The sequence below is a fragment of the Nocardia seriolae NBRC 15557 genome, from assembly GCF_007990715.1.
GTDB classification, from domain to species: Bacteria; Actinomycetota; Actinomycetes; order Mycobacteriales; family Mycobacteriaceae; genus Nocardia; species Nocardia seriolae.
This window is the reverse complement of the sequence record NZ_BJWY01000023.1, coordinates 12,313-26,553: the sequence shown is the minus strand read 5'-3', so window position 1 is coordinate 26,553 and position 14,241 is coordinate 12,313. Positions and strand designations below refer to the sequence as shown.

1 protein-coding gene is annotated in these 14,241 nt (G+C 71.4%); it reads left to right on the top strand.

Annotation, left to right across the window (positions count from 1 at the left end; all coding sequences use genetic code 11):
- Positions 1-102 precede the first annotated feature (102 nt).
- Positions 103-14,106: a non-ribosomal peptide synthetase gene (locus NS2_RS10260; RefSeq protein ID WP_147207138.1), complete on the top strand. Its 14,004-nt coding sequence runs from the start codon at positions 103-105 to the stop codon at positions 14,104-14,106.
- The last annotated feature ends 135 nt before the right edge of the window (positions 14,107-14,241 follow it).

Sequence of the window (14,241 nt, the reverse complement as noted above, 5' to 3'; positions counted from 1 at the left end):
CTTCAGCATGTGCGCAGGGTACGATGGCAAGGGATGAGGCAAGCGGTTCATGGTTCGGGCGCCCCGGGAACAGTGGAACATGATGTACGCGGGAGCGCGGGCATGACCCGCCCGGTTCGCCAGCGGCCCACCCGTACCCGTCGGCCGCGCGTCACCACTTTGCCGCAGCTCATGGCCTCGGCGGTGGAGGCGAATCCGAGCGGAACCGCCGTCGTCTACGCCGACGCGGCCGCCACGCTGGGCGCTCTGACCTACGCCGAGCTCGACGAGCGCTCCACCCGGCTGGCCCGGCTGCTCATCGACCGCGGCATCGGGCCCGAGGACCTGGTGGCCATCGGCATTCCGCGCTCGCTGGACTCGGTGGTCGCGGTCTGGGCCGTCGCCAAGACCGGTGCCGGTTACGTCCCGGTCGACCCCAACTATCCGCAGGACCGCGTCACGCACATGGTCACCGACTCGCGGGCGGTGCTCGGGCTCACCGTCGCCGCGGTGCGCGCGGACCTGGCCGACGATGTCGAGTGGCTGACCCTCGACGCCGCCGATCTGACCGCCGAGATGGCCGAATACCCCGACGAGGCCGTCACCGCCGCGGATCGGGTGCGCCCGCTGCGGGCCGAGCACCCGGCCTATGTCATCTACACCTCCGGATCGACCGGCAAGCCCAAGGGCGTGGTGGTCACCCAGGCCGGACTGTCCGGCTTCTGCGATGAGCAGCGCGATCGGTACCGCACCGGAACCGATTCGCGGGCACTGCATTTCGCGTCCCCGTCGTTCGACGCCTCGGTGCTGGAGCTGCTGCTCGCGCTCGGCGGCGCTGGCGCGCTGGTGGTCGCCTCGCCCGACGTGCTCGGCGGCGACGAACTGGCGGCGCTGCTGCGCCGGGAGCGGGTGACACACGCGTTCATCACCCCGGCCGCGCTGGCCTCGGTGGATCCGGCGGGTCTGGATGATCTGCGCGTCGTGGTCGCCGGTGGCGAAGCCTGCCCGCCGGATCTGGTGCGGCGCTGGGTACTTCCCCTCGGCGGCGGCGCGAACCGCGAGTTCTACAACGGGTACGGGCCCACCGAGACCACCATCATGACCAATATCAGCGCGCCGCTGGTGCCGGGTGAAGTGGTCACCATCGGCGGGCCGGTGCGCGGCATCACCGAATACGTGCTCGACGAGCGGCTGGTGCCGGTCGTGGACGGCGTGGTCGGTGAGCTCTACATCAGCGGCGCGCAGGTGGCGCGCGGCTACCACGCGCGACCCGGCCTGACCGCCGAACGCTTCGTCGCGAATCCCATGGACCCCAGCGGATCCCGGCTCTACCGCACCGGCGACCTGGTCCGCCGCACCCCCTCCGGCGACGTGGAATACCTGGGCCGCAACGACTTCCAGGTCAAGATCCGCGGTTTCCGCATCGAGCTCGGCGAGATCGACGCGGTGCTGGGCTCGCACGACAGTGTGGACTTCGCCGTCACCGTCGGCCACACACTCGACACGGGCGCAACGATTCTGGCCGCCTACGTGCACGCCGCACCCGGCGCGGTGGTGGACGTGGACGAGCTGACCGCCTATGCCGAGCAGAGCCTGCCCGCGCACATGGTGCCCACCACCATCATGGTGCTGGACGTCATTCCGCTGACCCCGGTCGGCAAGCTGGACCGCCGCGCGCTACCCGAACCGCAGTTGCGCACCAAGGAGTTCCGCGCACCGTCGGGCAAGCTGGAGGAGCTGGTCGCGGGCGTCTTCGCCGACCTGCTCGACCCGGTCGATCCGATCGGCGCGGACGACGACTTCTTCGAACTGGGCGGCAATTCGCTCATCGCCACCCGGGTGGCCGCCCGGCTGGGCGCGGAGATCTCCGCGCGCGTCCCGGCCCGCATGATCTTCACCGCGTCGACCGTCGCCGGACTCGCCGCGCAACTCGAACCCCTGGTGGGAGCGGGCGGGCGGCCCGCGCTCACCCCGCAACCGCGCCCCGACCGGATTCCGCTGTCGCTGGCCCAGCAGCGCATGTGGTTCCTCAACCAGTTCGATACGGCCTCGGCCGCCAACAACATTCCGTTCGCCATCCGGCTGCGCTCCGCGCAGCCCGGCACCGACGCGCTCGATATCGCCGCGCTGCGGGCGGCCATCGCCGATCTGGTGGAACGCCACGAAACGCTGCGCACCGTGTACCCGGCCGTGGACGGCACCGGCTACCAGATGATTCTGCCTGCCGCGCAGGCGATTCCGGCGCTCACGCCGCGGCCCGTCGCCCCCGAGCAGGTGCCGGACTGGCTGCTGGGGCTGGCTGGGCGCGGCTTCGACGTGGCCGCCGAGGTGCCGCTGCGCATCGAGCTGGCCGAAATCGGTTCCGGCGACTACGTCATCGCGGTGGTCGTGCACCACATCGCCGCCGACGGCGCATCGGTGGGTCCGTTCATGAAGGACCTGCTGACCGCCTACTTCGCCCACCACGCCGGTGCCGCGGTGACCTGGGAGCCGCTGGCGGTCCAGTACGCGGACTACACGCTGTGGCAGCGCGCCCTGCTCGGCGACGAGCAGCAGGCCGGATCCCTCGCCGCCACCCAGATCGCCTACTGGCGTGCGGCTTTGGCGGGCATCCCGGATCGCCTGGACCTGCCCGCCGACCGGCCGCGCCCGGCGGTCGCCAGCGGCCGCGGCGCGGTCCACAAGTTCGAGATCGACGCGGCGCTGCACGCCCGGCTCGACGAGCTCGCCCAGCGCGGCGGCGCGTCGCCGTTCATGGTCATGCACAGCGCGCTGGCCGTCCTGCTGGCCCGGCTGTCCGGCAACGACGACATCGTGATCGGCACCCCGGTCGCGGGTCGCGGCGAGCGCGAACTCGACGACCTCATCGGCATGTTCGTCAATACGCTGGTGCTGCGGACCCGGATCGATCCGGCCGCCACCTTCGCCGAGCTGCTCGACACCGCGAAAGAGACCGATCTGGCGGCCTTCTCGCACGCCGAGCTGCCGTTCGAACGCCTGGTGGAAGTCCTCGACCCGGTCCGCTCGCAGGCCCACCACCCACTGTTCCAGGTGGCGCTGTTCTTCCACAATATCGAGACTCCGCGCCTGGAACTGCCGGGCCTGAGCGCTGAGGCCGTCGAACTCGACGGCGCGGTGGCGAAATTCGATCTGCAACTGTCGGTGATCCCGCGCGAGACCGATGGCGTCGCGGGCGGCATGACCGCCGTATTCACCTACGCCACCGAGCTTTTCGACGAGGCGACGGTGGCCGGATTCGCCGAGCGCCTGGTGCGGCTGCTGTCGGGCATCGCGGCCGCCCCGGACACCCGGATCGGCGAATTCGAGCTGCTGGCCGCCCCCGAGCGGGACCGAATCCTGCTGGGCTGGAACGAGACCGCGCATCCGGTCGCGCCGGAACTGCTGCTCGACGGCTACCGCCGGGCCGTGGCCGCGCACCCGGACGCGGTGGCCCTGCACCACGAGGGCGTCGAGCTCACCTACCGCGAATTCGACCGCCGGGTCAACAAGCTGGCCCGGCTGCTCATCGCCTACGGGGTGGGCCCGGAGGCGCTGGTCGGCCTGTCGCTGCGCCGGTCGCCGGAACTGGTGATCGGCATGTACGCGGTGCTGACGGCGGGTGGCGCGTACGTGCCGCTGGATCCGGACCATCCGGCCGAGCGCATCGCGCACATTCTCGATACGGCGCAACCGGTCTGCGTGCTGACCACCATCGCCGACGCGGTCCCGGTACCGGACGACACCGGCGTGGTCTACCTCGACGTCCTCGACAACGACGTGTTCAACGGCGCGCCGCTGACCCCGGGCGAACTGCTCGGCAAGGTGCTGCCCGAGCATCCGGCCTACGTCATCTTCACCTCCGGCTCCACCGGCCGCCCCAAGGGCGTCGCGGTGTCGCACGGGGCGATTCACAACCAGACCACCTGGATGCTGGCCGAGTACCCGATGGGTCCCGGCGACGTGTATCTCCAGAAGACCGCCACCACCTTCGACGTGTCGCTGTGGGGCTACTTCATGCCGCTGCGCACAGGCGCGAAACTGGTGGTCGCCACCCACGACGGGCACCGGGATCCGCTGTACGTGGCGGAATCCATTGCGCGCCACAGGGTCACCGTCACCGACTTCGTGCCGTCGATGCTGACGGTCTTCGCCGCGCACACCGCCGCCGGGAGCATCGCCAGCCTGCGCGACGTGTTCGTCATCGGTGAGGCGCTGCCGCCCGAGACCGTCGCGGCCTTCGCCGCCGTCTCGGATGCCAAGGTGCACAACCTGTACGGGCCCACCGAGGCCGCCGTCTCGGTGACCTACTGGCAGGCCCGCGGCGACGAACGGCCCACCGTGCCGATCGGCCTGCCGCAGTGGAACACTCGCGTCTACGTGCTGGACGGGCAGCTGCGCCCGGTGCCGCCCGGCGTGGCCGGTGAGCTGTACCTGGCCGGTGACCAGCTGGCGCGCGGCTACGTGCGCCGCCCCGATCTGACCTCGGATCGCTTCGTGGCCAACCCGTTCGGGACCGGCGAGCGCATGTACCGCACCGGTGACCTGGTGGTCTGGCGCGCTGCCGGAGCCGATCGCCCGCAGCGGCTGGATTACATCGGCCGCACCGACTTTCAGGTGAAGTTCCGCGGCCAGCGCATCGAACTCGGCGAGATCGAGACCGCGCTGCTGGCCCAGCCGCAGGTCTCGGCGGCCGTCGCCCTGGTCATGCCGTCCGACCTGGGCGATCAGCTGGTCGCCTACGCCGTGCCGCTGCCCGGGCACACCATCGATCAGGCCGAGCTGCTGCCCGCGCTCGCGGATCACCTGCCCGCGTACATGATTCCGGCCACCGTCGTGGCCCTCGACGCCTTCCCGCTCAACGCCAGCGGCAAGCTGGACCGCAAGGCGCTGCCGTCGCCCACCTTCGTCGGACGCGAATTCCGGGCTCCCGCAACGCCGATCGAGGAGATCGTGGCCGAGGTGTTCGCCGAGGTGCTCGGCGTGGCACGGGTCGGCGCGGACGACGACTTCTTCGCTCTCGGCGGAAACTCCCTCGTCGCAACGCAGGTCGTGGCCCGGCTCGGTGTCGCCGTCGGCGAGCGGGTGCCGGTGCGCGCCCTGTTCGAGACGCCGACCGTGACCGCGCTCGCCACCGCCATCGAAGCCCTCGGCGGCAGCGAATCCCGAGCCCGGCACGGCCGCACCCACGCACTGGGCACCATCGAGCGGCCCGAGCGGCTGCCGCTGTCCCCGGCACAGCAGCGCATGTGGTTCCTCAATCGCTTCGAGGACCAGGGCGACGGCACCATCGGCGCGGGCTCGGCCGCCTACAACCTGCCCTTCGCACTGCGCGTCTCGGGCAGCCTAGACGTGGAGGCGCTGACCGCCGCACTCGACGACGTGGTGGCCCGGCACGAGGTGCTGCGCACCGTGTACCCGGAAACCCCCGAGGGCCCGGTCCAGGTCGTGCTGCCGGCCGGCATCGAAACCGCCTCCGCGCGTCTGGAATCGGTGCGAGTCGCCGAATCCGAGGTGGCCGCGGCCGTCTACGAGCTCGCGGTGACGCCGTTCGACGTGACCAGCCAGGTGCCGATCCGGGTGCGGCTGCTCGAAATCACCGATCTCGCACCGGGTGCCCGGCGCGAGTACGTGCTCGCCGTGGTCGCCCACCACATTGCCGCCGACGGCTCCTCCATGGCCCCGCTGGCCCGCGACATCATGACCGCCTACGCGGCCCGCGCCGCCGGCGCCGAGCCCGGCTGGGCCCCGCTGGCCGTCCAGTACGCCGACTACGCGCTGTGGCAGCGCGCCGTGCTCGGCGACGAGTCCGACCCGGAATCGGTTGCCGCCCAGCAGATCGCCTACTGGCGCACCGAACTCGACGGCCTGCCCGACCTGCTCGAACTGCCCACCGACCGGCCGCGCCCCGCGGTAGCGTCGCTGACCGGATCGCGCCTGAACGTGATCATCGACGCCGAGGTGCACGCCGGGTTGACGCGCATCGCGCTGGCGCACAACGCCACCCTGTTCATGGTGGTGCACACCGCGTTCGCGCTGCTGCTGTCCCGGCTCTCGGGCACCGCCGACATCGCCATCGGCACCCCGGTGGCCGGTCGCGGCGAACGCGAACTCGACGATCTCATCGGCATGTTCGTCAATACGGTCGTCTTCCACACCCGGGTCGACGGCGACGCCACCTTCGGCGAACTGCTCGCCCGCCAGCGCGAAATCGACCTGCAGGCGTTCTCGCACGCCGACATTCCGTTCGAGCGCCTGGTCGAGGTGCTCAGCCCGCCGCGCTCGACCGCGCACCACCCGCTGTTCCAGGTCGGCCTGTCCTTCCAGAACATGGCGCGGGAGACCCTGGAACTGCCGGGGCTGACCATCTCCGGGCTCAGCGCGGATGCCGATGTGTCGCAGTTCGATCTGCACCTGATCGTCTCCGACGCCTACGACGAGACGGGTGCGCCCGCCGGTATCGGCGGCTTCATCACCTACGCCTCCGAGCTGTTCGACGCCGAGACCGTCGCGGGCATGCTGGACCGGTTGCAGCGCCTGCTCGCCGCCGTGGTGGCCGACGACTCGGTGCGCGCCGGGGACATCGAATTGCTGGCCGCCGAGGAGCGGACCGAACTCCTGTCGGCGCGCAATGCCACCGCGCACCGGGTGGATACGGCCGCCACGCTGGCCTCGCTGCTCACCGCGAGCGTGACCGCAGCGCCCGACGCCGTCGCCCTGGTCGGCCCGAGCGGGACCGCCCACACCTACGGCGAGCTCGGGCTGCGGGTGAATCGCCTGGCGCGCTACCTGATTTCGCGCGGGGTCGGCCCGGAGACCCGGGTGGCGCTGGCCCTGCGGCGCTCGGTGGATCTGGTCGTCGCCATGTACGCGGTATCGGTCGCGGGCGGCACGTACGTGCCGGTGGATCCGGACCAGCCCGCCGAACGCACCGGCTACATCCTCGAGACGGCCGCGCCGCTGTGCGTGCTCACCAATTCCGAGGCCGGATTCGACACCTCGGTCGCGCCGGTGCTGAACCTCGCCGATCTGCGCCTGGAATCCTTTGCCGGCCACGCGGTCACCAATGCCGAGCGGCTGCTGCCGCTGCGACCGGCCAATACCGCCTACGTCATCTTCACCTCCGGCTCCACCGGCCGCCCCAAGGGCGTGGCGGTGCCGCATCGGGCCGTGGTCAACCAATTGCGTTGGAAGATCGCCGAATTCGGGCTGGGCGCCCAGGACGCGGTGCTGCTCAAAACCGCCGCCACCTTCGACCTGTCGGTGTGGGAGTTCTGGTCGGCGGCGGTGTCCGGTGGCCGCCTGGTGATCGCGACCGCCGACGGGCACCGCGACCCGGCGTACCTGAACGCGCTCATGGCGCGCGAGCGGGTCACCACGCTGCACGCGGTGCCGTCCATGCTGGACGCGCTGATGACGGAATCCGGTGGGGCGCTGAACGATTCGCTGCGCCGGGTGCTGGCCATCGGTGAGGCGCTGCCCGCCACGGTGGCGCAGCGCTTTCGCAAGGCCAATCCGGGTGCGGCGCTGTTCAACCTCTACGGCCCGACCGAGGCCGCGGTGTCCATCACCAGCCACCCGGTCACCGACCTCGACCGGCTGTCGGTGCCGATCGGCGCACCCGAATGGAACAGCCGCGTCTACGTGCTCGACGCACGCCTGCGGCCGGTGCCGGTGGGCGTGTCCGGCGAGCTGTACCTGGCGGGCGACCAGCTGGCGCGCGGCTACTTCGCGCGACCGGAACTGACCGCGGATCGCTTCGTGGCCAACCCGTTCGGGCACGGCGAGCGCATGGACCGCACCGGCGACCTGGTGGCCTGGAACGCGGCCGGGGAACTCGACTACCGGGGCCGCACCGACTTCCAGGTCAAGATCCGCGGCTTCCGCATCGAGCTCGGCGAGATCGAGGCGGCGCTGCTGGCGCTGCCGGAGGTCGCGCAGACCGCGGTGCTGGCCAAGTCGGACGCCAACACCGGTGATCGGCTCGTCGCGTACATGGTGCCCGCGGGCTCGGATATCGATGTGGCAGAGGTGAAGTCGGCGCTGTCGGCGGCGCTGCCGTCCTACATGGTGCCCTCGGCCTTCGTGGTGCTCGATGCCCTGCCGCTCAATGTGAACGGCAAGCTGGACCGAAAGGCCCTGCCGGAACCGGAATTCGAGGCCACCGCCTACCGCGCGCCGTCCACTCCGATCGAGGAGATCGTGGCGGGCGTCTACGCCGACGTGCTCGGCTCCGACCAGGTCGGTGCGGACGACGACTTCTTCGCCCTCGGCGGAAACTCCCTGGTGGCAACGCAGGTCGCCGCCCGCCTCGGTGCCGCGCTGGACACCCGGGTCCCCGTGCGCCTGCTCTTCGAAGCGCCCACCGTCGCCGCCCTCGCCATCAAGGTGGAGCAGCATGCGGGCCTGGGCCGCAAGGCCCTGGTGGCCGGGCCGCGTCCGGAGATCGTGCCGCTGTCACTGGCACAGCAGCGCATGTGGTTCCTCAACCAGTTCGACCCCACCTCGGCCGCCTACAACATCCCGGCCGCCGTGCGCCTCACCGGTGATCTGAATGTGGCCGCATTGCAGCAGGCCGTGGCCGACACCATCGGCCGCCACGAGTCGCTGCGCACGGTATATCCGCAGATCGACGGTGTGGCACGGCAGGTCGTCCGGCCCGCCGCCCAGGTGGTGCCGGATCTCACCCCGGTCCTGGTGACCACCGGTTCGCTGCCGCACCGCATCGCCGGAGTCCTCTCGGCCGGATTCGATGTCGCGCGCGAGGTTCCCCTGCGGGCCAAGCTCTTCCGCGTCGAAGGCGCCGAGACCGAACATGTCCTGGTGTTCGCCACCCACCACATCAGCGCCGACGGCTGGTCCATGGGCCCGTTCACCCGCGACATCATGCTGGCCTACGCCGCCCGCGCGCAGGGCGAAGCCCCCGCGTGGGCTCCGCTGCCGATCCAGTACGCGGACTACACCCTGTGGCAGCGCGAGGTGCTCGGCTCCGAGGACGATCCCGACAGCCTCATCTCCGCCCAGACCGACTACTGGCGGACCGCTCTCGCCGGACTCCCGGACGAGCTGAACCTGCCCTCGGACCGCCCGCGCCCGCCGGTCGCCTCACTGCGCGGCGGCACCGTGACCTTCGAGATCGGTGCGGAATTGCAGCGCGCGCTGCAAGACCTTGCACGGGAACGCAATGCGACCCTGTTCATGGTCGTGCACACCGCCCTCGCGGTCTTCCTGTCCCGCCTGTCGGGCAGCGACGACCTCGCCATCGGCAGCCCGATCGCGGGCCGCGGCGAAGCCGAACTCGACGACGTGATCGGCATGTTCGTCAACACGCTGGTGCTGCGCACCCGCGTCTCGGGACAGCGGAGCTTCGACGACCTGCTCGCCGAGGTCAAGGACACCGACCTGGCCGCCTTCGCGCACGCGGACGTTCCGTTCGAGCGACTGGTCGAACTGCTCAACCCGGAGCGTTCCACCGCGCGCAATCCACTGTTCCAGGTGGCACTGTCGTTCGAGAACCTGCCCGACGCCGGATTCGAGCTCCCCGGATTGCGCATCGGCGCGGTCGATTTCGAGGTCGACACCGCCAAATTCGATCTCCAGCTGACCATTGCGGGCACCGCCGACTCCGGCGCGACCGGCATCTTCACCTACGCACGCGACCTGTTCGACGCGTCGACGGTGGAGGCGTTCGCGCAGCGCTTCCTGCGGCTGCTCACCGATATCGTCGCGCGGCCGGGCCATCCGGTCGGCGACCTGGAGCTGCTGTCGGCCGCCGAGTTCACCGATCTCACCACCCGCACCGGCGGCGCGGCCGAACAGCCGCGCACGCTGCCGGAGCTGATGAGCGCCGCGGTGGCGGCCAATCCGTCCGGGCCCGCGGTGGTGTACCGGGGCCGCTCCTTCGACTACGCCGATCTGGACGCGGCCTCCTCGAAGCTGGCGCGCGCCCTCATCGCACACGGCGCGGGACCGGAAGTCCGGGTGGCCGTCGCCATTCGGCGATCCATCGAGTCGGTGCTCACCACCTGGGCGGTGCTCAAGACCGGTGCCGTCTTCGTGCCGATCGATCCGGACTACCCGGGCGACCGCATCGCGCACATGGTCACCGACTCGGGCGCGCCGCTGGGCCTCACCCTGGGCGCCGATATCGCTGCCCTGCGCGACATCTCGGGCGACACCGAGTGGATCGCCCTGGACGCGCACCGATTCGTGGTCGACGTCGACCGGTACCCGGACACGCCGGTCACGGACGCCGAGCGGACGCGCCCGCTGCGCCCGGAACACCCGGCCTACGTCATCTACACCTCCGGTTCCACGGGCGTGCCCAAGGGCGTCGTGGTCACCCACGCGGGCCTGGCCAGCCTGTGCGCCGAGCAGGTCGAGCGGTACGAGCTCGATTCCACCTCGCGCGCACTGCATTTCGCGACGCCGTCGTTCGACGCCGCCATGATGGAATTCCTCTTCGCCATCGGCGCGGGCGGGGCCCTCGTGGTGGTGCCGCCGGGCACCTACGGCGGTACCGAACTGTCCGACCTGATCCGCGAGGAGCAGGTCACCCACGCGTTCGTCACCACCTCCGCGCTGTCCACCTTCGACGCCACCGGCCTGGACTCGCTGCGCGTGCTGGCCGCCGGCGGCGAGGCGATGCCCGCCGAACTGGTGGAGAAATGGGCGGTGCCGATCGGCACGGACGGCGCGATCCGCCGCTTCCGCAATGTCTACGGCCCGACCGAGACCACCATCGTGATCACCATCGGCGAGCCGCTGACGCCGGGCGATCCGATCACCATCGGCCGCCCGGTCCGCGGCGCCCAGGCGCTGATCCTCGACCATCGCCTGCGCCCGGTGCCGGTGGGCGTCTCGGGCGAGCTGTATCTGTCGGGTCTGCAACTGGCGCGCGGCTATCACGCGCAGCCGGGCCTGACCGCCGACCGCTTCATCGCCAACCCCTATGTGGCCGGTGAGCGCATGTACCGCACCGGTGACGTGGTGCGCTGGACCGCGGACGGTTCGATCGAATACGTCGGTCGCTCCGATTTCCAGCTCAAGGTGCGCGGCTTCCGCATCGAACTGGGTGAGATCGATGCCGCGCTGGCCGCACACGAATCGGTGGACTTCGCGGTCACCGTCGGGCACAAGACCGCGGCCGGGGCCACCATCCTGGCCTCGTACGTGCTGCCGGTGGCGGGCCACCGGATCGATACCGCCGCGCTCACCGAGCACGTCGCGGGCAGACTGCCGGAATACATGGTGCCGACGGCCATTACGGTGCTCGACGCTATCCCGCTGACCCCGGTCGGCAAGCTGGATCGCCGGGCGCTGCCCGAACCCGTGCTCACCCGTCGCGAATTCGAGGCTCCCGCAACGCCGCTGGAGCAGACCGTGGCCGACACCGTGGCCGAGGTCCTCGGCCTGGACCGGGTCGGCCTGCGGGACAACTTCTTCTCCCTCGGCGGCAACTCGCTGCTGGCCACCCGCGTGGTCGGCGAACTGAACCGCCGCACCGGAGCAAGTGTCCGGGTCGCCTGGTTCTTCACCGACCCGACGGTGGCCGGGCTCAGCGCCCGCATCGCCGCGGGCAGTGCAGGCATCGCCGAGGGCGGCGCAGGGAGTGTCGAGGCCGAGCTGGACGCCAGCCTGCGCCCGATCCTGCCGATCCGCGCCGAAGGCTCGCGGCCGCCGCTGTTCTGCGCGCCGCCGCTGTCCGGGCTGGCCTGGCCGTTCGCCGGACTGGCCGAGCACCTGCCCGAGGAGCAGCCGATCCTCGGCCTGCAATCCCCGGCACTGACCGAGAACGACTACGACCCGGCCACTTTCGCCGACATGATCGGCCGCTACCTGGCCGCCATGCGCGAGGTGCAGCCGCACGGGCCCTACCGGCTCGTCGGCTACTCCATGGGCGGCCTCATCGCCCACGCCCTCACCACCGAACTGCGCGCGGCGGGGGAGCGGGTCGAACTGCTCGGCATTCTCGACGCCTTCCCGGAGATCGACCTCGAATACTTCCGGGCCACGGTGCGAGACGAATTCGTGGCGCTGGGCGTGCCCGCCGACGCGTTCCCGGCGGACCTGCGCGACCTGGGCGACGACGCCCTGGCCGCGCTGGTCGCCGCCCTGCCGCCGGAACTCGCGGTGCTCGACCTGGACCGGATGCGCCGCATCTACCGTGGCGCCATGGGCGCGGTCCAGCTGGTCAGCGAATACCGGCCGGACCGCTTCGACGGTCCGATCGAACTGTTCCGCGCCACCATCCACAATGAGGGCGAACGGGTCGGCTCGGCCGCGGAATGGTCGCCCTTCGCCGACGGCGTCGCCGATCACGTTGTCCACGTCCGGCATTCGCAGATGACCACCGCCGAGGCGTTCGCCGAGATCGGCCCGCGCCTGGCCGAACTCCTCGCCCGCGCCGACTCCGGCGTGCTCGGCGACATTGCCGGTGCGAATGACAGCGCCGGTGCGAATGACAGTGCCCGTGTGAATGACAGCGCCGGTGTGAGCGCTGACGGTGCGGAACAGACCCCGGCGGCCGAGCCTGCTACGGCGGAACCCGCTGCGGCCGAGGACGACTGGGACGCGGGCGCGGACTGGGCCATCACCCAGGTGCTGCCGGTCATCAAGCCTGAGGACCTCGCCGCGGGCCTCATGCCGCACGACGCCCAGGACCCGGAAGCCGCCGACGAAGCCGTGGCGGAGGCAGACGAGGAAGCCGTGGCGGCCGAAGAGGATGCGCCGGTCGCGGCCGAAGCGACCGCGCCGGTGCAGGATTCGACCAGCCGGGAAACGGCGCGGCCCGTGCCGCAGCCGACCACCGGCCCCCGCCTGACCTCGGTCGGCGAGACCTCGCCGCTGCCCGCCGGTGCGGTGGGACTGCTCGAGGGCGAACCGTCCGGCCTGCGCGTGCGGGCCATCACCCTCGATATCGCCGCGGGCCTGTCCGGCACCCGGGTCCGCCGCTCGGTGGCCACCCTGCTCGACCGCCACCCCGGCCTGTGGGCCCGGCTGCGGCGCGACGGCGGCGCGGCCGTCCTCGACATTCCCGCGCAGCAGCCGCGCGGGGCCGCGGTGGTCTGGCAGATCGACCCGAACGTGGAGGCCGTCGGCGACCCCATCGAGGCCGTGATCCACGCCGCCGCCGCGGAATTGGATCCCGAGCGCGGCTACAACATGCGCTTCGTACTGGTGGAGAACACCGCCGCCGGCGACGCTGAGGACCGGCCCGCCGCCGTGCTGGTGGTGGTCGCCAATGGCCTGGTGGTGGACGACACCTCGTGGCGCACGGTCATCGACGACCTCACCGCCTCCTGGTCCGGCGGCCACGCCACCCCGCCCAGCGCCGACGCCCACCCGCTCGGCATTGCCCGCGGCCTCGCACAGCGGGCCCTGGAAGCCGACACCGTGGACGAATTGGACTGGTGGCGTGAGGCTCTCGCCGATGCCGCCCCGGGCGTCTCCCCGGACCGGGTGCGCGCCGACCTCGAATCCGGTGGCCGCGGCCGGGTCTCGGTCTCCATCACCGGCGAGGGCGCGGCCGCCGTGGACGCCGTCGCCCGCCGCTACGACGCCAGCATCGACGACGTGCTGCTGTCCGCGCTGGCCGCCACCCTGCTCGACCCGGATGCCCGCGTCCTGCGCGACACCCTGGGTTCGGTGGTGCGGCTGACCGCCGACGGCCGCGAACCCGGCGACGGCGACGGGCAGCGCACGGTCGGCGCGTTCAGCACCGCCTACCCGTTCCCGCTGCGCCTCGAGGGCCTCGACCTCGCCCAGGTGCGCTCGGGCGGGCCCGGCGCGGGCAGTGTGATCGAGCAGATCCGCGACCGCTCCCGCGAGGTGCCGTCCCGGGGCGTCGGCTTCGGGCTGCTGCGGCACCTGAACCCGGAGACCGAGGCGGAGATCGCGGTATTGCCGGTGGGCCGCATCGGCTTCCGCTACCGCGACCTGCGGCCGGCCCGGGTCTACCCGGAACCGGTGGCACAGGACCTGTACCTGGACATCACCGTGGACACCAGCCAGGACGGGCTCACCGCCCGCTTCGACTTCGTGGGCGCGGTACTCGGACTCGACCAGGTCAAACAGCTGGTCGAGGGCTGGGTGCAGGCCCTCGGTGGACTGGCCGAACACGGGCGGTAACCCCGCTCACGCGCGGCGGGGCGAGCACCCCGCCGCGTGAGCGGCCCGTAATATGGTCCGTTGTTGCGGCGATGAGATAGGCCGTATGGGCTGTCGGGGGTCGGAAACCACCGGGAAATCCCGGGCCGCGGGGTC